We start from the raw sequence: 22536 nt of genomic DNA, 5'->3' as shown, positions 1-22536 counted from the left end.
CAGCCAAAGCACCCGGCGAGCACCCTCCCACCGCCGGCCAGATCACCCAACCGAGCACACCCCCCTGCCGAACCGATACGCAGCCGCCTCAGCGGCCGTCACGCCGGGTCAAGGCACGCTTTCCCGCCTTGACGCGGCGTGACGGCCGTTGAACAATCCGGCGTTCGGGTCGGTGAAAAGGACATCACCCGTGCCTGGCGAGGCATCACCCGTGTCTGAAGAGGCATCACGCGTGCTTGGAGAGGCATCACGCGTGACCAGCGAGGCATCAGCCATGCCAACCGGAGTTGTCCACAGCCTTCACCCCCATGTGGACAACTCCGGTGGATAACCGCCGATCGGCCGGTTCTGACGGGGGTGCCCGATAAACTGGACTTGGGCACGCCCCCCGGGAGGGTGGGGAGCTGCCAGGGCTGTCTGGGCGCCGCCGGGCGGAACTCTGCAGGAGGCGGGAGGCAGGAGGCAGGAGGCGAACGTGAAGTACGTGGTCCTGATCTACGGCAACCCCGAGTCCCGCGCGGCCTGGGAGGGGATGAGCGACGAACAGCGAGCCGCCGGGTTGGCCTGCTACCAGCAGCTCAACGATGATCTCGATGCCTCCGGCGAGCGGATCGTCTCCGAACGGCTCGCCTACCCCGAAGTGACCAGACAGGTGGGCGGCACCGACGGCCCGTTCGCCGAGGCCAAGGAGTTCCTCGCCGGCTTCTACCTGCTCGACTGCGAGAGCGAAGATCGCGCCCTCGAGATCGCCGCGAGGGTTCCGGAGGCGTCCTTCGGGAAGGTCGAGGTGCGGCCGGTGATGGGGCTGCACGGGCCGGAGCTGTGACCGAAGTCGAGCTCCTGCTCCGCGAGCTCGCGCCGCAGGTCCTCGCCGCGCTGGTGCGGCGGTACGGCGGGTTCGGCACCTGCGAGGACGCCGTCCAGGAGGCGCTGCTGGCCGCCTCGCAGCAGTGGCCGGCCGAGGGGATCCCGGATCACCCGAAGGGGTGGCTGATCACCACCGCGTCCCGGCGGCGCATCGAGCAGTGGCGCAGCGAGACCGCGCGGCGACGGCGTGAGGAAACCGTCGTCCAGCACGAGCCGCCCGGCCAGGAGCCGGTCAGCGGGGTCGACGACACCCTGACCCTGCTGTTGCTCTGCTGTCACCCGGCGCTGCCGCGGCCGTCGCAGGTCGCGCTCACCCTGCGGGCCGTCGGTGGGCTGACCACCGCCGAGATCGCGCGGGCCTTCCTCGTCCCCGAGGCCACGATCGGCCAGCGCATCAGCCGCGCGAAACAGAAGCTGAAAGGCGAACGGCTCACGAACGACCAGCGCCCCGAGCGGCTGGCCGCGGTGCTGCAGGTGCTGTACCTGATCTTCACCGAGGGCCACACGGCCAGCTCGGGTGACGCGCTGAGCCGCGTCGAGCTGACGACCGAGGCGATCCGGCTGGTCCGGCAGCTGCGGGCAGAACTCCCGGACGACGGCGAGGTCGCCGGGCTGCTCGCGCTCATGCTGCTGACCGAGGCCCGGCGCCCGGCCCGCGTCGACGCGACCGGGGCCCTCGTCCCGCTGGCCGAGCAGGACCGGACCCGCTGGAACCGGGCGTTCATCGGCGAAGGCGTCGCACTGATCACCACGGCGCTCGCGACCACTCCCGTCGGCCCGTACCAGCTGCAGGCGGCGATCGCCGCGGTCCACGACGAGGCCGCGAGCAGCGAAGACACCGACTGGGCCCAGATCCTCACGCTGTACGACCTGCTGCGGGTCGTGGCACCCGGGCCGATGGTGACGCTGAACCGCGTGGTGGCGTTCGCCCAGGTCCACGGCCCCGGAAAAGGGCTGGCGGAGCTGGCGGAAGCGGAAAAGCACCTCGCGCGGCACCACCGGGTCGACGCCATCCGCGCGCACCTGCTCGAAAAAGCCGGTGACCGGGACGGTGCCCGCGAGGCGTACCTGGCCGCCTCCCGGCGCACGTTGAGCCTGCCGGAACAGGCGTACCTGCAGTCGCGGGCCGCCCGGCTGGCGACATGAGAACGGCCGGCCGGGACAACGCCCGGCCGGCCGTACCACAGCCTCAGAGGATCTCGGCGGAGGTGCCGATGTCCGGCGGGCCCAGATCGGGGTTGAGCGCCCCGGTCAGTTCCACCAGCTCCGGCTCCACCTCGTGCGGCTGGATGCGCCCGTCGCGGATGTCCTCCGCGTAGTGGCACGCCACCCGGTGCCCGCCGCCGACTTCGCGCAGCTGCGGGCGGTCGGTGTCGCACAGGCTCGCCTGCCGCCACGGGCACCGCGTGTGGAAGCGGCAGCCCGATGGCGGGTTCGCCGGCGAGGGCAGGTCACCGGCGAGCAGGATCTGCTCGCGGGTGTCCTCGACCTGCGGGTCCGGCACCGGGATGGCCGAAAGCAGCGCCCGCGTGTACGGGTGCAGCGGATCCCGGTACAGCGAGTCCGCGTCGGTCTCCTCCACCAGCGCGCCCAGGTACATCACGCCGATGCGGTCGGAGATGTGCCGCACCACGGCGAGGTCGTGGGCGATCACGACGTACGTCAGCCCGAGCTGGGCCTGCAGGTCCTCCAGCAGGTTCACCACCTGGGCCTGCACCGAAACGTCCAATGCGGACACCGGCTCGTCGGCGACGATCAGGTCCGGCTCCACGGCCAGCGCCCGCGCGATGCCGATGCGCTGGCGCTGCCCGCCCGAAAACTCGTGCGGGTACTTGCGCAGCGCCGTCTCCGGCAGGCCGACCGCCGACAGCAGCCAACGGAGTCGCTGCTGTGTCGATTCCTTGTCCTTGTCGAGGCCGTGCGCGTGCATGCCCTCGAGCAGGATGGACTCGACCGACTGGCGCGGGTCCAAACTGGACATCGGGTCCTGGAAGATCATCTGCATCCGGCGCCGCGCCTTCCGCAGTTCCTCGCCCTTGAGCTGGGCGACGTCGGTGCCGTCGAACTTCACGGAACCGGCGGTCGGCTCGTTGAGCCGCAGGATCGCCCGGCCCAAAGTGGACTTGCCGCAGCCGGATTCGCCCACCAGGCCGTAGGTTTCGCCACGGCGGATGGCGAGGTCGACACCGTCGACCGCGTACACGTGCCCGACCGTCCGGTCGATCACGATGCCGCGCTTGATCGGGAAGTGCACCTTGAGGTCGGTGACCTCGAGCAGCACGTCACCAGCAGGACGGGTCATCGGGTTCCTCCTCCCGCGGCGACCGCGGGCCGCACGGGGTTGTGACAGCGCAGCAGCCCGGCCCGGTCGGGCACCAGCTGCGGCTGGACCTCGCGGCAGACCGGCAGCGCGTTGGGGCACCGTGGCGCGAACGCGCACCCGTGGTCCCACGGGATGTTGTCGGCCACCGAACCCCGGATGGGGATCAGCTTCTCGCCGCGGCCCGCGTCCAGGCGCGGGATCGAGGCGAGCAGGCCGTGCGTGTACGGGTGCCGCGGCTCGGCGAAGAGCTGGTGGCGCTGCGCGCGCTCGACGATCTTGCCGCCGTAGAGCACGTTGACCTCGTCGCAGAGCCCGGCGACGACGCCGAGGTCGTGCGTGATCATGATCAGCGCGGTGCCGGTGTCCTGCACCAGTTCCCGCAGCAGCGCCAGGATCTGCGCCTGGATGGTGACGTCCAGCGCGGTCGTCGGCTCGTCGGCGATGAGCAGCCGCGGACGGCACGCCAGCGCGATCGCGATCAGCGCGCGCTGCCGCATCCCGCCGGAAAGCTGGTGCGGGTACTCGGAAAGCCGGCGCGACGGGTCCGGGATGCCGACCTTGTCGAGCAGGTCCACCGCTTCGACGGACGCCGCCTTGCGCGACATCCCGCGGTGGCGCTCCAGCACCTCGGTGATCTGCAGCCCGATCGGGATGACCGGGTTCAGCGAGGACAGCGGGTCCTGGAACACCATGCCGAGGTCCCGGCCGCGGCGGTCGCGCATGTCCTTGTCGGACAGCTTGAGCAGGTCGGTGCCCTCGAAGCGCACCGAGCCGCTGACCTTGTTGCCGCGCTTGGCCAGCAGCCGCATGATCGCCAGCGACGTCACGGACTTGCCGCAGCCGGACTCGCCGACCAGGCCGACCGTCTGGCCCGGCTCGACGTCGAAGCTGACGTTGTCCACCGCGGTGAACGATTGCTCGCCACGGCGGACGAACTGGACCGTGAGATCACGGACCTCAAGGAGTGCCACGGGGAATCACCGCCTGTTCTTCGGGTCGAGGGCTTCGCGGAGGGACTCGCCGAGCAGCGTGAACCCGAGCGCGACGACGATGATCGCGATCGCCGGGTAGTACGCGAGCTCGGGCCGGACGTCGAGGAACTGCCGGGCACCCTTGCTCAGCATGATGCCCCACTCCGCCCGGTTCGGGTCCGGGTCGCCCAGGCCGAGGAACGACAGCGCCGCGGCCTCCAGGATGGCGGTCGCCAGGGTCAGCGTCGCCTGCACGATGACCGGGCCGAGCGAGTTCGGCAGCATGTGCCGGAACACGATCGCGCCGCGCTTCACGCCCAGCGACGTCGCCGCGAGGACGTGGTCGCTGCCGCGCTGCACCAGCATCGAACCGCGCAGCAGCCGCGCGAAGATCGGCACCCCCACCAGCGAGACGGCGAGGATCACCGTCCACTGGCTGGGCTTGGCGAACAGCGCCGCCACCGAGATCGCCAGCAGCAGCGACGGCACCGACAGCATGACGTCGACCAGTCGCATGAGGACGGTGTCGACCCAGCCGCCGAACGCGCCGGCGAGCCCGCCGATGACGATGCCGAGGAGCACGCCGATCACCGTGGCCAGCACACCGACGAGGAGGGTGTTCTGCGCGCCGACGATCAGCCGCGACAGCTCGTCGCGGCCGAAGTCGTCCACGCCGAGCGGGAAACCGGGCTGGCTGCCCGGGATGATCCCCTGGCCGAGGGCGACCTTGTCCTGCAGGTAGCGCTCGAACGGGTCCTTGGGCGCGATCAGCGGCGCGAACACCGCCAGCAGCACGAACAGGCCGGTGATCACGCCACCGGTGATGGCGACCGGGCTGCGCAGCATCCGCCGCAGGGCTTCGCGGCCGAGGCTGTTCCCGCTCGCCGCGGCGAGCTTGTCGATCGGCTCTTTCTTCTTGTTCAGCAGAGTGTTCATCGCACACGCACCCTCGGGTCGATGATCCCGTACGAGACGTCGACCAGCATGTTCACCAGCACGTACACCAGGGCGCCGAAGAGCAGCAGCGCCTGCAGCCGGGGGTAGTCACGCCGTTCGATGCCTTCGGCCAGCAGGAATCCGAGGCCGCGGAAGTTGAACACCCGCTCGGTCAGCACCGCGCCGCCGAGCAGCGCGCCGGTCTGCAGGCCGATGGTGGTGACCACCGGGAGCAGCCCGTTGCGCAGCACGTGCCGCCGGCGGACGACGGGCTGTGTGAGGCCCTTGGAGTTGGCCGTGCGGATGAAGTCCTCGTTGAGCACTTCGAGCACCGACGCGCGGGTGATCCGGGTGATCACCGCGAGCGGGATGGTGGCGAGCGCGAACGCCGGGAGGATCAGGTGCCTGATCGCGTCCCAGACCGCGTCCCACTCGCTGGTCATGATGCCGTCGAGGATGGCGAAGTTGGTGATGGCGGTGGCGTCCAGACCGGCTGTCTGCCGTCCCTGCGACGGCAGGCCGAGCGGCCCGGCGAGCAGGTCCTGCATCATGTAGCCGAGGAAGAACACCGGCACCGCGACGCCGATCAGCGTCAGCACGATGATCACGTTGTCGGCGACGCCACCGCGGTAGCGGGCCGAAAGGTAGCCGGCCGGGATGCCGATGGCCACCGCGATGATCATCGCGGTGATGCCCAGCTCGATGGTGGCCGGCAGGAAGGTGCCGATCTCCGACATCACCGGCTGGGTGGAGACCAGCGAGGCACCGAAGTCACCGGTGACCGCGCGGCCGAGGAACTTGAAGTACTGGATGATGACCGGCTGGTCGAGACCCAGTACGCGGTTGAGGTCGGCGATCTTCGCCGGCGTGGCCTTGTCGCCGAGGAGGGCGGCCGCGGGCCCTCCGGGCAGCGACCGTAGCCAGGCGAAGACCAGGATGGACAGGATGAGCAGCGTCGGGATCGCTTGTAGCAGCCGACGCACGAGAAAACGGAGCACTTGCAGTCCTTAGGTGGCAGCCCGCTGAGTACGGAACATGGGGTGGGCGCGGTAGCACCCACCCCATGCCTCGCAAAGTGGAACCGTCAGTTGACAGTCACGGTGTTGAACCGCTCGTCGGTCAGCGGGCTGGCGACCAGGCCCTTGACCTTCGGGCCGACCACGATGGCGGGCGGGCCGTAGGAAATCGGGATGGCGGGCAGGTAGTCCATGATCTGCTTGTTGACTTCCTGGTACGCCTTGGCGTGCGCGTCGCCGGCGGGCGAAGCGTCCGCGTTGGCCAGCGCCTGGAACAGCTGCGGGTTGTCGAACCCGAACTCCGGCTTCTTGCGGCCGAAGAAGGTACCGATGAAGTTCCCGGCGTCGTTGTAGTCACCGGTCCAGCCGAGCAGGTGGAGGTCCTGGTAGCCGAACTTCTGGACGTCGTCCTTGTAGCCGCCGTTCCACGGCTTGGCGACGGCCTCGATCTTGATGCCGATGGCCTTCAGGTCCTCCGAGATCGAGGTGAAGACGTCCGCCGGGTTCGGCATGTACGGCCGGGTGACCTCGGTCGGGTAGTAGAACTTCAGCGTGAGGTTCGTCGCCCCGGCCTCCTGCAGCAGCTGCTTGGCCTGCTGCTGGTTGAACGGGTACTTGGTGACGTCGTCGGTGTAGCCGGCGATCGTCTTGGGCACGAACTCGGTGGCCACCTCGGAGCCCTCGGGCAGCTTGCTCTTCACGAACTGCTCGCGGTTGATGCCGTAGGCCAGCGCCTTGCGGACGCGGGGGTCCTTCAGCTTCTCGCCGGCCGGGCCCGACTGGTTGATGCCCAGGTAGAGCACGTTGAACGGCGGGCGCACCAGCACCTGCTCGCCCTCGTTGCGCAGCAGGCCGTAGTCGGCGGGCGCCGGGTAGTCGTAACCCTGGATGTCACCGGCCTTCAGCGCCTGCTTGCGGGCGTTCTCGTCCGGGATCACCTTGAAGATCAGCTTGTCGAGCTTGGCCGTCTGGGTCGGGCTGGTGTCGTTCTTGGACATGACGATCTCGCCCTTGCCCTGGTCCCAGCTGTCGAACTTGAACGGCGCGGTGCCGACCGGGTGCTTGTTCGCGTACTCGCTGTAGGTGAACGAGTCGCCGGACTGGGTGACCTGGTCCGCGTTGTACTGCTTGAGCGCGGTCGGGCTCTGCATCGCGAACGACGGCAGGGTGAAGGCCGCCGGGAACGCGCCCTTCGCCTTGTTCAGGTTCACGACGGCGGTCGCCGGGTCCTTGGCTTCGCAGCTCTTGTAGACCGGGTCGCTGTAGTCGTCGCTCTCGTTCTTGGCGAAGCCGCCGAAGACGTCGGCGTAGTAGATCATCTGGCTCTGGGCGGCGGCGCCCTTCATGTTGTACCAGCGGTCGAAGTTGAAGCAGACCGCGGCCGCGTCGAAGGGGGTGCCGTCGGAGAACTTCACGCCCTGCTTGAGGGAGAAGGTCCAGGTCTTGCCGTCGTTGCTGGGCTCCCACTTCTCGGCCAGGGAGGGCTCGAGGTCGGCGGTGCCCGGCTTGTTCTGGATCAGCGTGTCGAAGATCTGCCGCGTGATCCGGAAGGTCTCGCCCTCGTCGTTGAAGATCGGGTCGAACAACTTCGGGTTGCCGGCCGTGCCGAAGATCATGGTGCCCCCGGAACCACCCCCTGCGCCCTCGTCACGCTTGGATTCCGCACAGGCGGACAGCGAAACCGCGAGCGCGCCGGCGAGCCCGATCAGGGCCACGCGGCGTGTTCGGGTCAGCCGCAATTGCTGCATCTGGCACCCCTTGGGAGATGTTTCGGGTTCAAAGTCACCGTCCGGTCGGTCAGGAACTCGACGGACGATCGGTGTGCTCGCCGACACTAGCGTCAACTCGGCTCGCACTTAAGCACGTGAGGTTACGATCGCGCTACGTGGACGTCGATTTGACCGCAATGTGTCCGTAAATCACGACAGAATGTGACCATTTGGGGGCTCTGGCTGCGCCCAGTGCCTGATCCCTGACACAGATGGCGGTACCGACATTGGTCCACTCGTGTATCCGACTACGGTCCGCTTGATCGATCCGGAGTGGGTCGGACACGCTGCGTGAGCACCCCGTCCCCTACGAAAGTCGGGTCCCGGCGGCCGCGGCGGTGCCGTCGACGGCGAACCAGCCGCGCTCGAACCGTTGCCAGCGGCCCAGTTCGGCCCGTGCGGCCTCGCCGTCCCTGGCGACGGTTCTGGCCAGCCGGGCGTCCTCCGGGCCGCCACCGAGCCAGCAGAGGTGCGAAAGCAGGGTTCTTACCGAAGTGCGGCCGCTGGAAACGCCCTCCAGCACGAGAACCTCCGGCACGTCCACCCGGACGAGCTCACCCGGCCGGGGCGTCCCGGTGGTCCAGTCCATGCGGCGATAGGCGCCGGGCCGGCCGTCCGCCAGGGGCCGCAGGACGCCGTCGACGAGCTGTGGCCACCACGAAACCGGGTCGTCCCACGTCGCGAAGGCGTCCGTGCTCACCAGGACCGCGCGGCACCCGCGGGCGGTCAGCTCGGCGACGACCCGGGCGGCCAGGGTGGACTTGCCGGCACCGGACGGGCCGTCGATGGCCAGCACGCGCACAGGGCCCAGCCGCGCCGGGGCGGCGAGCAGGGCTCCGACCAGGACGTCACTTGCTGACGCGCTCGACCTCCGGGAGCCCTTTGACGTCGTCGGGCGCCGTCGTCCTCGCCTCCAGCTCGGCGATCCGGCTCGCCAGCTCCCGCCGGGTGTCTTCGAGTTCGCAGCGCAGCAACGCGATCTCCTCGACCGAGGTGCGCACCTCTTCCTCGAGGTGCCCGGTCTCGGTGGACAGGTGCAGCGACACGAGCGCCAGCACGACGCCGGCGAGGAGGAAGACGAAGTTCGACGGCGTTTCCACCCCGGTCAGCCGGGCCAGGAACTGCGCGGCCGCCGGGACCACGGCCAGCACCACGACGCCGATGGCGACGACCAGCCACACGCCCGCGTACTTCTCCCGCAGCTTGCGGCGCCGCATCATCTCGATGACGACGAAGAGCACCAAGCACGCGATGACGATGCTGAGGATGCGCCAACCCTGCATTCCCAAGCTCCTTAAGCCGAGTCCGAGGAGTCGACCGCGGGGCGGCGGCGGACCAGCGCGAGCAGCAGCGCGAGCCCGGCGCGGCCCAGGTAGACGGCCGACTTGACGGGCGAGTGGCTGGGCGTGCCGCCCGCGCGCTCGCGCATGATGACCGGGATCTCCTTGATGGTCAGCTCGGCCCGGATGGCCATGACCAGCGATTCGACCGTGTCGCCGAGGTACTCGGCCGGGTAGTAGCCGGCGAACAGCCGGATCGCGCGCGGCCCCATCGCCTTGAAGCCCGACGTGACGTCGGTGAGCCGGGTCTTCGCCAGCCGCGAGAACACGATCGACAGCGCGACCATGGCGTACTTGCGCGGCCCGCTGGCCTTGTAGGCGCCCTTGCCGGCGAACCGGGAGCCGATCACGATGTCCGCGTCGGCCAGGCCGCGCAGCAGCGCGTCGAGCTCGTCCGGGTCGTGCTGGCCGTCGGCGTCCACCTGCACGACGACGTCGTACCCGCGGGCGGCGGCGTAGCGGAAGCCGGTGCGCATGGCGCCGCCGACCCCGAGGTTCACGGCGAGCCGGGCCACCTCGGCGCCCGCGGCGCGGGCCAGTTTCGCGGTGTCGTCCACCGAGCCGTCGTCGACGACCAGCAGGTCACCCTCCGGGAGGGCGCGCTTCACCTGTTCGATGACCGACGCGACGCTCGCCGACTCGTTGAGGGCGGGCATCACGATGAGCACGCGGCGGCTGGTCACCGATGTCGCAGGCACGGGGATCACATTACCAATCCGGCCGAAAGCAGGCGGACACGGTCGGGAGTCAACCCGCTCACCGCAAGCCTGTTCCGCCGTGACTGCCGGTCGGATTGGTAATAGTCGGCGCAGTAGCTCTTCACCGGCCCTCACCCGCTGCGGACCCGGCCTCGACGACGTCCTGCTGGCCCGCGATCTCGTAGATCGAGGCACCGGCGTTGGCATAGACCAGCCTGAACCCCGGAGCGGTGTCCAGGTTCAGCAGGCCGGCGTCGTTCGGCACGTCGGGAATGGCGTTGCCCTTGCCGACGAAGGCGTAGCGGACCTTGAGCTCCCGAAGGATCTTCCGGGCCTTGGGGTCGGTTTCCAGCCGGTTCGCGTGCGCGCTGACGTAGCCGATGTCGCTGGCGGGCTCGGCGCCGTAGTAGTTCCACTGGGTCGGCTTCACGCCCTGCAGCGCGTACATCCAGACCGACCCGTCGAAGCGGTCGTTCAAGACGCGCTCACCGGGGACGGTGTGCTCGGCCAGCCAGGCGAACGCCGTCTCCTCGTCCGCGCTCACCGCGGGGAAGCCGCGGTAACCGATGTTCACGTGGACGGAGTTGATGCCCACGTACGCGCGGCTGAACCCGCCGATGGCCGCGGCGAGCAGCACCACGCCGGCCAGGACGGGCACGGCCGGGTGCAGCTTCGGCAGCCGGGGCCGGACCTTCGCCGCGAACCACGCCGTCGCGGTGTGGACGAACTCGCCGAAGCCCACGGCGCCGGCCAGCGGCAGCAGCGCCGCGATCCGGTAGTTGTCGTTGTAGAACGGCCCGGTCAGCAGGTGGATCAGGCCGGTCTCCATGGAGACCGTCGCCGCGTACAAGCCGCCGAGGACGACGTAGGCGCCGACCAGCCAGACCGCCCGCCGGTGCCGGGCCAGCAGGAAGATCCCGGCGATGGCGGGCAGGCCGATCCACCACTGCGGGAAGTCCGCCATCGGCGAGAACGTGACCGCCTGTCCCACCGCGCCGGTCACGGTCGCCGCGTTGCCCCAGATCGCGGACGTGACACCGCCGGCGTTGTAGAGCGACGGCAGCACCTGGGGCAGGCCGAGCCCGGCGGCGAGCACCGCGGCCGCCACCAGCGACGGCCAGGCGCGCCGCCAGTCGATCGGCTCGAACCGGAAGAGCACCGCGGCCAGGATCAGGACGCAGTAGACGACGAGGACGAACACGACGCTGGTGTGCAGGGCCGCCAGGCCGCCGACGCCGACCCCGACGGCCAGCGGCCCGGTGGCCCCGCCCGGCTCGAGCAGCAGCCGGACCACCGCGAGCATGGCCGGGACCAGGGCGACCCCGGCGGCGTACGGCCAGACCGGGCCGTGCCAGAACAGGTCGTAGGGGAACGCGGTGAAGCAGGCGGAAGCGGTCGCGGCCGCGGCGGCCGTCACCGGCGGCAGCCGCCACGCGCGGCACATCGCGGCCACGCCGAGCGGCACCGCGAAGGTGACGGCGATCGACGCGAAGTTCAGCAGCGGCATCACGGTCAGCCCGCCCTTGCCGAAGAGCACGGCGAGCAGCGCGTGGTAGGTGTCGGGGTAGAAGTAGTGCGTCTCGTCCGGCAGGTTCGCGATGGTGCCGATGGTCGACGGGCGCGCATCACCGCGTTCGGCGATCCAGCGGACGAGGTTCGCGTGGAACGCGGCGTCCCAGTTCTGGTTGACCGTGCCCGGCGTGGGCACGCCACGCAGGACGGTGAGCGCGCCGACCGCCATCCCGGCGGCGACGCCGAGCGCCGTCAGGGCGTGCGCGCGCCAGGACCACCGCGGCCGCTCGGGTGCGGCCGCCTCGGTGTCCGGACGGCGCCGCCGGGTGAACCGGGCCACGGCCCAGGTGACCGCGAAGCCGGCGGCCGAGACCACGAGCGTCCACAGTGCCACGGAGAGCGCCGTCCACCGGATGCCCGTCGCGCCGAGCAGCGGGATGGCGAGGGCCACGACGCCGAACGTGAGGACCGGCGCCGCCGCGCCCAGCGTCCAGCCGCGCAGGCCGATCGCCGCCCCGAAAACGGCACCTGGCAGCCAGAATGCGGCCAGAACGAGCAGAAACCCCATTGTCCCTTCCCATTTCCGCCGTGATCCGTGCCGCTACCTCGAGGCACACTTCCGGACGGCGGCGGCCACGCTACCGTGCACGTCAGCTCGCTGGTCACCCGCATCCTGGGCACACCGCGGCCACCCATAGACTCCGGACGTTGACGGCTTTGTTGATCGGAGAAGGCATGCTGTCCGAAGCTGTCCGGCTGGCCGTGGGAATCCTGGTGGTATTGCTCCCCGGATTCTTGATTCTGCTGGTCACCGGCGTACGCGAACGGTTGTGGCTCGCCGGGCTCTCGGCACCGTTGACGACCGGGTTCGTCCTGCTGGTGTCCCTTTTCACGGGTGTCACCGGACTCCGTTTCGGGCTGTTGACGACGATCGTCGCGCTCGTGGCCGTCCTGCTCGTGCTCGGCGGCGGGCGGTGGCTGCTCCGCCGCCGGCGCCCCGCCCCGGAGCCGGCCGGGCCCGCCGAGGACCCGCGGCTGCGCACGCTGACCGGCCGCGCCGGGGCGGCGGCCCAGGTGCTGGGCGCGCTGATCGCCGTCGCCGGGGTCGGCCTCGGCATCCGCGTGTGGCACAAGGGGCTCGGGTCGTGGCAGACGCCGACCCAGGAGCACGACACCGTCACGCACGCCGTGCTGACCGCCTTCACGCACTTCACCGGCAAGGCCGCGCCGTGGCAGATCCTGCCGATCGACGTCGTGCACGACACCAACGTCCAGTTCTACCCGCCCGGCTTCACCGACCTCTGCGCGCTGCTCACCGACATCTTCGGCGACACGATGCTGTCGCTGAACCTGGTGACCGTCGCGTTCATGGTGGTCGTGCTGCCGCTGTCGGTGGCCGCCTTCACCGCGGCGGTCCTGCGGCACGGCCGGCTCGGCCGCGGCTGGGTCGAGCTCGCCGCCGGCGTCGCCGCGCTGGTCTCCGTGCAGCTGTACCGCCCCGGCATCGCCTTCGCCCACGACGGCGGTGTCCTGCCGAACGCGGCCGCGATGGCGCTCATGCCCGGGCTCGTCGCCGTGATGCTGGTGATCGGCAAGCGCAACTGGGGCCGCGCGGTGCTGGTCGGCGTCGCCGCCGCCGGCGCGTTCAACCTGCACCCGAGCGCGCTGACCTCGGTCGCGCTGACGACGGTCGCGGCCATGGCCGGGCTGTTGTTCACCAAGGCGGGCCGGCTCGCCTTCGTCCGCGCGCTGCTGCCGCTGGTGCTGACCGGCGTGGTCGCCGTCGTCCTCATCGTCCCGGACGTGCTGGCGCTCCTGCGGCTCGGCGGCGGAACGGTGGTCGACGCACCGGCCAACATCCCGGGCTCGCCGCTGGGCGAGTCGTTCAAGCTCCTCGCCCGGCTGCCCTACGGCGGCTACTTCGACCCGAGCGGGATGATGGGCCAGCTGGTGCTCGGCCTGTTGGGCCTCGCGGGCGTCGTCGTCGCGCTGCTTTCGCGGCGCGCGTGGCCGCTGCTGACGGCCTGGCTGTTCTGGGCCGCGGTGATGGTGAGCTTCCACTTTTCGCCGAACTCCGGCTTCGGCGCGACGATCGGCCGGTACTACTACCGCGTCGCCAACCGCCTCGACACCCACGTCTACCTGCTGATCCCGCCGCTGGCGGGGGTCCTGTTCGCGGCGCTGGGGCTGTTCGTCGTCGCGCTGAAGGCCCGCAACCCGGTCCCGGCGCGGCTCCGGCCGGCGGTGGCCTTCGGGCTGATCGTGGTGCTGCTCGGCGTGCTGACGGTGACGACGTTCCGCGGCTACATGAACACCGGCGCGCTGTCGCTGAGCCAGCGCTACGCGACCCCGCAGTTCGTGCGCTACAACGCGGCCGACGACGCGGCGGCGAAGTGGCTGCACGAGAACGCGGCCCCGGGCGAGGCGATCCTCAACAACGCGAACGACGGCTCGACGCTGCTGTACGTCGACTACGACCTGCCGATCCTCAACATCGTCCCGGACGGCCACAGCCCGATCGAAGACAACATCACCCTGCTGGCGAAGTTCAACGACTTCCCCGAAGACCCCCAGGTGCAGAACATCCTGCGGGCGAAGAACGTCCGCTGGGTGTACGTGGACTCGTCGGCCCCGACGGTCGGCACCGACGGCCACCACTGGACGGGCCAGCCGACCTTCAGCCTGGCGCCGGGGTTGAGCGGCCTGACCGGGCTCCCGGGCCTGACGAAGGCGTTCAGCTCGGGCACGGTCAGCGTCTACCGGCTGGACCTGCCACAGACCCCGCCGCGGGGCTGACTTCAGGCGGTTTCCGGGCCGGCCTCGACCGGCTCGGGTGCCCGCCGCAGGACGAAGGCGAGCACCACGGCCAAGCCCAGCGTCGGCGCCACCGCCAGCGCGACCACCGCGCGGAACACCGTGTCGCCCGGCAGGAACAGCAGCACCAGCGACGCCGTGCCGGTGACCACCGCCCAGGTCGCCAGCACGAGCTTCGCCTGGGTGCGGGCCACCAGCACCGCGGTGAGCAGCTGCATCGGCACCAGCAGCACCGACGACCACACGAGCCCGGCCACCGACCAGCCGTCGATGTCGTACTTCGGCCCGCTGACGAACCGGACCGCCCACGGGCCGAGCCACAGGCCCACCAGTGCCCCCAGCGCGGCCAGTGCCAGCGACGCCGCCGCCCCGAGGGCGAGCACGCGGCGCAGCCGGTGGCGGCCCTCCGGCGTCACCGAGAGCCGGACGACGAACGGCACCGCCAGCGACTGCACCGGCCCGATCAGGGTCAGCGGCAGCCGCGCGATGACCAGCGCCGCGAACAGCGAGCCGACGCGGTCGCCGTCACCGCCCGGGGCCAGCAGGCCGACCAGGGCCGGGTAGCCGGTGATGACCGCCGCCGTCAGGGCCGCGCCGGCCAGGAGCATGCCCATCCGCCGGGACGTCACGCCCCAGCCGTCGCCGTCCACGTGGACGTCGAGCAGCTGCCGGGCCGGGCGCGCGAACAGCAGCCAGGCGAACGAGCCTGCCGCGACCGCGATGGCCAGCGAGACGACGTTGTAGGCGACCGAGACGAACAGGACGCCCAGGATGAGCGCCCGCACGGCCGGTTCGGCGACCACGAGCAGCGAGAAGGCCTTCACCTTGTGCTGCCCGATGAGGAGCCCGCGCGTGCCGAACTGGCACGCGAACGCGACGCCGCCGGCCAGCACGATCGCCGCCAGCGACCACTCGCCGTGGAACAGCTTGTCGTTGACCGGCGGGATCAGCAGCGCGAGCGAGAACGCGGCCGCGACGACCACGCCGACCGCGACCGCCCGCAGCGCCGGGCGACCAGCCTTGCCACCGCCGAGCGCGGCCACCGCCGACTGGCGCGAAAGCTCTTGCTCAAGCGGCGACAGCGTGCTGCCGAGGCCCATGACCAGGCCCCAGAAGGTGACGAAGACCGCGTACTCCGTCGGCGGCAGCAGCCGCTGGCAGGCGACGGTGAGCAGGTAGCCGAGGCCGATGGACACGAGCAGCGAGCCACCGAGGCTGCCCGCGGTCGTGCGCCCGCTGCGCGCGGCGGCCGGGGTGTCCACTTCGGTGCTCATCGACGGCGGAGCCGGGCGCGCCCGGCCATGGCCAGTCCACGCAGGACACCGGCGCCGAAGCCGCCGGCGAACACCGGCAGCAGCTTGGTGACCGCGCGGGCCTCCGGGCCGGTGGCCCCGCACTTCTTGACGACCTCGCCCGCCGCGACCGCGCCGAGGATCCCGGCGGCCAGCGTCGTCTTCGGCTTCTTCGCGGCGAAGACCAGGCCGGCGACGCCGGCCGCGAGCACGCCGAACAGGGCGTTGCGGGCCGGGCCGGGCGAGGCGATGTAGGAGTCCACGTAGGTCGTGCCGCGGAAGTAGGCCTGCTGCGCGAACTTCTTGAACGAATCGCGCCCGTGGTAGGTGGCCGACAGCTCCGGGGCCAGCCAGATCCGCTCGCGCTCGGCGATCCAGCGCAGCATGCGCGTGTCGTCGCTGGCGAAGCGGAGGTCTTCGAACAGCGACGCGAACGCCGTCACCGAGCCCTCAAGGAGGCCGCGGCGGGCGCAGAAGAACGTCGTGCCCTTCGGGTAGACGTCGAACTCCTCGATGCCGTACGACATCAGCCGCGGATTCGCGCAGTATTTGCGCCACGGCACCTTGACCAGACCGGCCAGGAAACCCGCGTACGGGTTGTGCTCGGAGGCGACGTTGATGTGCCCGTTCCAGACCGCGCGCTCGGGGTGTTCGACGAGCTGGTCGCGCAGGAAGGGCAGGGTGTGCTCGTCGACGACGACCCGGCTGTCGAGCAGCGCGACCCACTCGCCGGACGACTTGGCGATGCCCGCCCGCCGGGCTTCGAACCGGCCGGCGTTGGCCTGGCTCAGCACCGTGATGCCGTGGCGTTCGCGCAGGTCGTCGAGCCGGGACGGGGTCGCGTCCGTGCTGCCGTCGTCGACCACGACGACCTCGATCGGCCAGCTCGCGGCCGACGCCGAGGCGAGCAGCGCGCCGACACTGCGTTCGATCCAGTCCTGCTCGTTGTAGACCGGGATCACGACGCTGAGCGAGGGGAGGAGCGGGTTCGCACTCACCGTGCCGAGGCTACCCGGCAGCTCCCGTGGCAGGTCGGCCAGTATCCTTACGCCACCGCACCCGACCAGAAATGGGCTTCACGGTGATTTCCTTCATTCTCGGCACCACCGCGGAACTGATCAAGATCGCCCCGGTGTACCACGGAATCCGCGAGCGCGGGATGCGGCCGAAGATCTGGTTCACCGCCCAGCACGTCGACGAGGTCGCGGACGTGCTCGCGGACCTGAACATGCCGGCGCCCGACGTCTGGCTGGTGCCGGAGGACAAGGCCCACAACCTCGAGTCGCCGGCGCAGGTGCCGGGCTGGGCCGCGCAGGTGCTGCGCACCGCGTGGAGCCGCCGCCACGAGCTGCGCGCCGCGCTGACCGAAGACGGCCGCCCGCCGCTGGTGCTGGTGCACGGCGACACGTTCACCACGCCGTACGGCTCGCTGATCGGCAAGCGGATCCTCAAGTCCCGCGTCGGGCACGTCGAGGCGGGCGCACGGTCGGGCAGCATCCTTTCGCCGCTGCCGGAGGAGCTGAACCGCAAGATCGCGGCGAAGATCGTCGACATCCACTTCGCGCCGAGCATCCGCGAGGTGAACAACCTGCGCAACGCCCGCGGCGTGGTCGTCGACACCGAGGCGAACACGGCGATCGACGCGATGCGGCTGGCCATCAACGGGCCGCTGGACGTGCCGAACCTGCCGGAGAAGTTCGGCCTGGCCACGCTGCACCGCTTCGAGCTCGTCTCGCGCCCGGACAAGTACCGCGAGGCGCTGGAGATCCTGCGCGAGCAGAGCCGCAAGATGCCGATCCTGTACATGGCCGGCGCGCCGGAGCGCGAGAAGATCCGCTCGCTGGGCATCGGGAACATCTTCGACGACCAGTTCATCGTCCAGCCGAAGATGCGGTACCTGAAGTTCCTGCCGCTGGTGGCCCGCGCCGAGTACGTCGTCACCGATTCGGGTGGTCTTTCGGCGGAGTGCTACTACCTCGGCCTGCCGTGCGCGGTGCACCGCGAGCGCACGGAGACGCCCCAGCACCTCGGCGAGACGGTGGTGCTGACCGAGATGCGCGGCGACAAGCTGCAGAACTTCCTCGACACGTACCAGAACCGGCGTGGCGAGTCCTGGATGGACAAGTTCCACCCGTCCGAGATCATCGTGGACACCCTGGCGCAGCTCGGCTACTGCTGAGTGTCTTGAACGACTCATTCAGGTCTTCCAGGGTCCTGAATGAGTCGTTCAAGACGGGATGGCTCGGTTCAGAGCGCCCGGCGGCCCGAGAGCGCGCGGCCGAGGGTCAGCTCGTCCGCGAACTCCAGGTCACCGCCCATCGGCAGGCCCGACGCCAGCCGCGTCACGCTCAGGCCCGGGAAGTCCCGCAACATGCGGACCAGGTACGTCGCCGTCGCCTCGCCCTCCGTGTTGGGGTCCGTGGCGATGATGATCTCCTTGATGTCCGCCTCGCCGATGCGCTTGAGCAGCTCGCGCATCCGCAGCTGCTCCGGGCCGATGCCCGACAGCGGGTCGAGCGCGCCGCCCAGGACGTGGTAGCGGCCCTTGAACTCGCGCGTGCGCTCGACCGCCAGGACGTCCTTCGGCTCCTCGACCACGCAGATGACCGTGAGGTCGCGGCGCTCGTCGCGGCAGATGCGGCACTTCGGCTGTTCGGAGACGTTGCCGCAGATCTCGCAGAACTGCACGCCCTCCTTGACCTTGCCGAGCACGTCCTGCAGCCGCGCGATGTCGGCCGGGTCGGTGGCCAGCAGGTGGAACGCGATCCGCTGGGCGCTCTTCGGCCCGACCCCCGGCAAGCGCCCGAGCTCGTCGATCAGGTCCTGGACGACACCTTCGTACAAGTTCGTCAGCCGCCGAAGCCGAGGCTGCCGAGGTCCGGCATGCCGCCACCGCCGCCGAGCCCGCCGGCCAGCGGGCCGAGCTTCTGCTCGGTGAGCTTCTGCGCGCTCGCCGACGCGTCGCGGACCGCCGCGACGATGAGGTCGGACAGCGTCTCGGCGTCGTCCGGGTCGACCACCTTCGGATCGATCTGCAGGCTCTTCAGCTGGCTGTCACCGGAGACGGTCGCGGTGACCAGTCCGCCGCCGGCCGTGCCGGTGACCTCGGTGTTGGCCAGCTCTTCCTGGGCCTCGACGAGCTTCTGCTGCATCTGCTGCGCCTGCTGCATCAGCTGGGAAAGGTCGAAGCCGCCGCCGGGTTGGGCCATGATCGCACTCGGTCCTCTCTGCACGCCTGTGTCCCCACCAGGGTAGTCGCGCCACGCGAGGTGCCGGGCTGTGGCACCGTGGTCGCCGTGCGACGCGCGACTGCTCCCCTGCTGCTGGCCGGTGCCCTCCTGCTCACCGGCTGCTCCGACGACGCTCCGGCGGCTGCGCCGCCGCCCGCCCCGGTGATCACCACCGCGTCTTCCTCGCCTTCCGCTTCGCCGTCTTCGCCGTCTTCGCCATCGCCTTCGTCGGTTGCGCCCTCGTCGCCTTCGTCGGTCGCGCCGCCGCCGTCATCGGCGGGGAAGGTGGTCGTGCTGGACCCCGGGCACAACGGCGGGAACGCCGCCCACCCGGCGGAGATCAACCGCCAGGTGCCGGCCGGGCGCGGGCAGACCAAGCCGTGCAACACGACCGGGACCGCGACCAACGCGGGCTACCCCGAGCACGCGTTCACCTTCGACGTGGCCCAGCGGGTCGGGAAGGCGTTGGCGGACAAGGGAATCCGCGTCGTGTACACGCGGCAGGACGACACCGGGGTCGGCCCCTGCGTCGATCGCCGCGCGGCGATCGGCAACGAGGCGAACGCGGACGCGGTGGTCTCCATCCACGCCGACGGCTCGGAAGCGGCCGGGGCGAACGGCTTCCACGTCGCGTATTCGTCACCACCGCTGAACGCGGCACAGGGAGCACCTTCGACGCGCCTGGCGCAAACGCTGCGCGACAGGATGCGCACGAGCGGTTTCAGCGCGGCGAACTACATCGGCGCGGACGGCTTGTCGGCCCGCGCGGACCTGGCCGGCCTCAACCTCTCGACGCGCCCGGCCGCCCTGGTGGAGTGCGGCAACATGCGCAACGCCACGGAGGCGGCCCGGATGACGAGCCCGGACGGCCGTCAGCAGTACGCCACCGCCATCGCGGCCGCGATCGAGGCCTACCTCGCCTCCTGACTCCGCCGTGTCGTCCATCCAGGCACACGTGTCGTCCCTCTGATCACGCGTGTCGGCCATTCCCGCACGCTGACCGGGTGCCGGAGCGGCGAAACCGCGCGCCCGAAGGGGCGGCTCCCGTGCCCGAAGGGTCGCCCCGCGTACCTGAAAGGTCGGCTCGCGTACCTGAAGGGTCGGCTCGCGTACCTGAAGGGTCGCCCCGCGTACCTGAAAGGTCGGCTCGCGTACCTGAAGGGTCGCCCCGTACCGGAGCGGCGAACCCGCGCGCCCGAAGGCGCGGCCCGCATACCGAAGCGGCGAACTCGCGTGCCCGAAGGGTCGGCTCGCGTGCCTGGAGGTCGGCGGGTGAGCCGACTGTCCGGGTACGCGGACCGACTGTTCGGGGACGCGGACCGACCCTCTGGGTGCGCCGGCCGGCCGTCGGGTGGGGCGGGTCAGTCGAGGGGGCGGGCGCCGAGGTGCTCGGAGAGGAGCTTGCGGGCCAGCTCGTCCGGGTCCTTGTCCGGTGGGGGCGGGGGCGGCGGGGGTGCCGGGCTGGCGTCCTCGTTGTAGAGGTCCTCGTCGTCCTCGTCGGAGGGTTCCGGGGGCAGCGGGATGTCCGGCTCGGTCGTCGTGACCTTGGGCCGCGCCGGGGGCGGCGGGGCCGCGGGGCGGGCCGGCGCCGGTTCGGCTGCGGGCGGCGCCGCCGTCGCCGACTGGCGGGTGAACGACCGCTCCGGCGCCGGGGCCGCCTGCTGCGGACGGGCGGCGGGCGCGGCCGGGGCGTTGCCGTGGACGCAGCGGACCTGCCAGTCGCCGCCCAGGACGTCGGACAGGGCGCCGGCGATCTTGCGGGCGTTGTCCTGGTCGGAGAGGCGGCGCGCCAGGGGTTCGGACTTGTGGGTCAGCGTCACGGCGTGGCCCTCGACGCTCGCCACGGTGGCCTGCGTCAGCATCGCCTCGAGGCTGCGGCCGCCGGTGAACTTGCGCAACGCGGTCATCAGCTGCGGCCAGATGTTCCGGATCCCGGCGGCATCCAGCTCGCCCGCGGCGGACGGCGCCGCGGACGCGCCGCCATCGGAAGACGCGGAGGCGCTTGCGGCCGCCGGAGCGGGCGTACCGCCGCCGGGCGGGCGCACCGCACCCCAGCCGCCGTCGCCGGACTGGGCTCCGGCCGGTGTGCCGCCATCCGGAGCTTGTGCCGCTGCCGCCGGGGCAGCGCCCGTACGCGCGGCGCCCCCACCATCGCCGGGCTGGGCCGAAGCGGCACCTGCGCCGCCACCCGGCTGGGCCGAAGCAGCACCTGCACCACCCGGCTGGGCCAATCCAGCGGCCGCGCCTGCGCCACCACCCGGCTGGGCCGACCCAGCAGCCGCGCCTGCGCCGTCACCCAGCTGGGCAGGAGCTGCGCCCGCACGCGCGAAGCCCCCACCAGCAGGAGCAGCCGCACCCGCGCCACCGGCCGGCTGAGCCGAAGCGGCAGCCGCGCCTCCGCCGTCACCCGGCTGGGTCGCCGCGGCCGAGCCGCCCGGTGCTCCCCAACCACCGCTCGCCGGCTCGGGCGGGCGGGCGGGCGGCTCCGGCACCGGTGCCGGGCCTGCCGCGGCCGCGCGCTGCGAAGGCCGGGAAAACTCGCGTTCCGGCGCCGCGCGCACCGGTGGCTCCACGCCGCCCTCGGCCGGGGCTCCGCCGCCACCCGCCACCGTCGCCCGGCGCTCCAAGCGCTCGATCCGGGCCAGCAGCGCCTTTTCCGCGTCCGTCACCGACGGCAGCAGCATCCGCGCGCACAGCAGCTCGAGCACGAGCCGGGGCGAGGTCGCGCCGCGCATCTCCAGGAGTCCATTGTGGACGATGTCGGCGTAGCGGGAGAGGGTGGCGAGGCCGATCCGCTCGGCCTGCGCGACCATCCGCGTCAGCTCCTCCTCCGGCGCGGACACCAGCCCGCCCGCGGACTCCGGCACCGCGCGCAGCAGCACCAGGTCGCGCAGCCGGTCGAGCAGGTCGGTCGCGAACCGGCGCGGGTCGTGGCCGGCTTCGGTGAGCTTCTCGACCGTGCCGAACACCGTTGCCGCGTCCTCGGTCGAGAGCGCGTCCACCATGTCGTCGATCAGCGCGACGTCGGTGACGCCCAGCAGCGCGACCGCCCGCGAGTACGAAACGCCTTCCGGCCCCGCCCCGGCGAGCAGCTGGTCGAGCACCGACTGCGTGTCGCGCGCCGACCCGCCACCCGCGCGGATGACCAGCGGGTACACCGCCGGCTCGACCTCGACGCCCTCGGCCGCGATGTTGCGCTCCAGCAGGCTGCGCATCGAGCTCGGCGGGATCAGCCGGAACGGGTAGTGGTGCGTGCGCGAGCGGATGGTGGTGAGCACCTTGTCCGGCTCGGTCGTCGCGAAGATGAAGATGACGTGCTCTGGCGGCTCTTCCACGATCTTCAGCAGGGCGTTGAAGCCCTGCGTGGTGACCATGTGCGCCTCGTCGATGATGAACACCCGGTAGCGCGACTCGGCCGGCGCGTAGAACGCCTTGTCGCGCAGCTCGCGGGCGTCGTCGACACCACCGTGGCTGGCCGCGTCGAGCTCCGTGACGTCGACGCTGCCCGGGCCTTCGGGCGCGAGCGCGCGACACGAGTTGCACTCGCCGCACGGGTCCGGCGTCGGGCCCTTGGCGCAGTTCAGCGAGCGCGCCATGATGCGCGCGCTGGACGTCTTGCCGCAGCCGCGCGGGCCCGAGAAGAGGTAGGCGTGGTTGATCCGCCCGGCGGACAACGCCGTGCGGAGGGGTTCGGTCACATGCTCCTGACCGACGACCTCGGCGAAGGTCGCCGGACGGTACTTGCGGTACAGCGCGAGAGCCACCTCG

General features: G+C 71.2%; 19 protein-coding genes. 5 read left to right on the top strand and 14 right to left on the bottom strand.

Annotation, left to right across the window (positions count from 1 at the left end; genetic code table 11):
* The first annotated feature begins 475 nt into the window (after positions 1-475).
* Both ACWED2_RS19795 and ACWED2_RS19790 read left to right on the top strand, forming a co-directional pair.
* Positions 476-826 carry a YciI family protein gene (locus tag ACWED2_RS19795; RefSeq protein WP_449691935.1) on the top strand — a complete coding sequence of 117 codons (351 nt, stop codon included), beginning with the start codon at positions 476-478 and terminating at the stop codon, positions 824-826.
* On the top strand, positions 823-2013 hold the full coding sequence (locus tag ACWED2_RS19790; RefSeq protein ID WP_449691934.1) for an RNA polymerase sigma factor: 1191 nt from the start codon (positions 823-825) through the stop codon (positions 2011-2013). The genes ACWED2_RS19795 and ACWED2_RS19790 overlap by 4 nt, the downstream gene beginning before the upstream one ends.
* A 43-nt stretch (positions 2014-2056) precedes the next feature.
* Here the strand turns inward: ACWED2_RS19790 and ACWED2_RS19785 are convergent, their stop codons facing one another.
* The 9 genes from ACWED2_RS19785 to ACWED2_RS19745 all read right to left on the bottom strand — a co-directional run bounded on the left by ACWED2_RS19785 (position 2057) and on the right by ACWED2_RS19745 (position 12000).
* The gene (locus tag ACWED2_RS19785) at positions 2057-3169 is read right to left on the bottom strand and encodes an ABC transporter ATP-binding protein (protein WP_449691933.1); all 1113 of its coding nucleotides are present in this window, start codon (positions 3167-3169) and stop codon (positions 2057-2059) included.
* Positions 3166-4161: an ABC transporter ATP-binding protein gene (locus ACWED2_RS19780; RefSeq protein WP_449691932.1), complete on the bottom strand. Its 996-nt coding sequence runs from the start codon at positions 4159-4161 to the stop codon at positions 3166-3168. Before ACWED2_RS19780 ends, ACWED2_RS19785 begins: the two co-directional genes overlap by 4 nt.
* Positions 4162-4167: 6 nt before the next feature.
* Positions 4168-5097, bottom strand: coding sequence for an ABC transporter permease (locus ACWED2_RS19775; protein ID WP_449691930.1), 930 nt, complete (start codon positions 5095-5097; stop codon positions 4168-4170).
* Positions 5094-6095, bottom strand: a complete 1002-nt coding sequence (locus ACWED2_RS19770) for an ABC transporter permease (RefSeq protein WP_449691929.1) — start codon at positions 6093-6095, stop codon at positions 5094-5096. Before ACWED2_RS19770 ends, ACWED2_RS19775 begins: the two co-directional genes overlap by 4 nt.
* Before the next feature lie 86 nt (positions 6096-6181).
* A complete protein-coding gene (locus tag ACWED2_RS19765) occupies positions 6182-7861 on the bottom strand; it encodes an ABC transporter substrate-binding protein (protein WP_449691928.1) in 1680 nt (559 codons plus the stop codon).
* 328 nt (positions 7862-8189) lie between these two features.
* A complete protein-coding gene (locus ACWED2_RS19760; RefSeq protein ID WP_449691955.1) occupies positions 8190-8678 on the bottom strand; it encodes a uridine kinase family protein in 489 nt (162 codons plus the stop codon).
* Between the two features lie 52 nt (positions 8679-8730).
* A complete protein-coding gene (locus ACWED2_RS19755) occupies positions 8731-9165 on the bottom strand; it encodes a DUF2304 domain-containing protein (protein ID WP_449691927.1) in 435 nt (144 codons plus the stop codon).
* Positions 9166-9176: 11 nt separating this feature from the next.
* Positions 9177-9878, bottom strand: coding sequence for a glycosyltransferase family 2 protein (locus tag ACWED2_RS19750; protein WP_449662507.1), 702 nt, complete (start codon positions 9876-9878; stop codon positions 9177-9179).
* 163 nt (positions 9879-10041) lie between these two features.
* A complete protein-coding gene (locus ACWED2_RS19745) occupies positions 10042-12000 on the bottom strand; it encodes a DUF6541 family protein (protein WP_449691925.1) in 1959 nt (652 codons plus the stop codon).
* A gap of 167 nt (positions 12001-12167) precedes the next feature.
* Here ACWED2_RS19745 and ACWED2_RS19740 point away from each other — a divergent pair, with 167 nt between their 5' ends.
* Positions 12168-14228 (top strand): DUF6541 family protein, encoded by a 2061-nt coding sequence (locus ACWED2_RS19740; protein WP_449691924.1) that lies wholly within the window; start codon positions 12168-12170, stop codon positions 14226-14228.
* Between the two features lie 2 nt (positions 14229-14230).
* Here the strand turns inward: ACWED2_RS19740 and ACWED2_RS19735 are convergent, their stop codons facing one another.
* The gene (locus tag ACWED2_RS19735; RefSeq protein ID WP_449691923.1) at positions 14231-15520 is read right to left on the bottom strand and encodes a hypothetical protein; all 1290 of its coding nucleotides are present in this window, start codon (positions 15518-15520) and stop codon (positions 14231-14233) included.
* Positions 15517-16536, bottom strand: coding sequence for a glycosyltransferase family 2 protein (locus ACWED2_RS19730; protein ID WP_449691922.1), 1020 nt, complete (start codon positions 16534-16536; stop codon positions 15517-15519). Before ACWED2_RS19730 ends, ACWED2_RS19735 begins: the two co-directional genes overlap by 4 nt.
* Before the next feature lie 71 nt (positions 16537-16607).
* Between ACWED2_RS19730 and ACWED2_RS19725 the strand changes: the two genes are divergently transcribed.
* Positions 16608-17717, top strand: a complete 1110-nt coding sequence (locus ACWED2_RS19725) for a UDP-N-acetylglucosamine 2-epimerase (RefSeq protein WP_449691921.1) — start codon at positions 16608-16610, stop codon at positions 17715-17717.
* Between the two features lie 68 nt (positions 17718-17785).
* Here ACWED2_RS19725 and recR read toward each other — a convergent pair whose 3' ends face one another.
* Together recR and ACWED2_RS19715 are read right to left on the bottom strand one after the other, a co-directional pair.
* Positions 17786-18382 (bottom strand): recombination mediator RecR, encoded by a 597-nt coding sequence (gene recR, locus ACWED2_RS19720; protein ID WP_449691920.1) that lies wholly within the window; start codon positions 18380-18382, stop codon positions 17786-17788.
* Between the two features lie 5 nt (positions 18383-18387).
* A complete protein-coding gene (locus ACWED2_RS19715; protein WP_449691919.1) occupies positions 18388-18747 on the bottom strand; it encodes a YbaB/EbfC family nucleoid-associated protein in 360 nt (119 codons plus the stop codon).
* A gap of 78 nt (positions 18748-18825) precedes the next feature.
* Between ACWED2_RS19715 and ACWED2_RS19710 the strand changes: the two genes are divergently transcribed.
* On the top strand, positions 18826-19695 hold the full coding sequence (locus ACWED2_RS19710) for an N-acetylmuramoyl-L-alanine amidase (RefSeq protein ID WP_449691918.1): 870 nt from the start codon (positions 18826-18828) through the stop codon (positions 19693-19695).
* 434 nt (positions 19696-20129) lie between these two features.
* On the opposite strand, the gene ACWED2_RS19705 is transcribed toward ACWED2_RS19710, so the two are convergent.
* Positions 20130-22532, bottom strand: coding sequence for a DNA polymerase III subunit gamma and tau (locus ACWED2_RS19705; protein ID WP_449691917.1), 2403 nt, complete (start codon positions 22530-22532; stop codon positions 20130-20132).
* Between the last annotated feature and the right edge of the window lie 4 nt (positions 22533-22536).

This window comes from Amycolatopsis sp. NPDC005003, from assembly GCF_053600695.1.
This window is presented reverse-complemented; position numbering and strand designations above follow the sequence as displayed.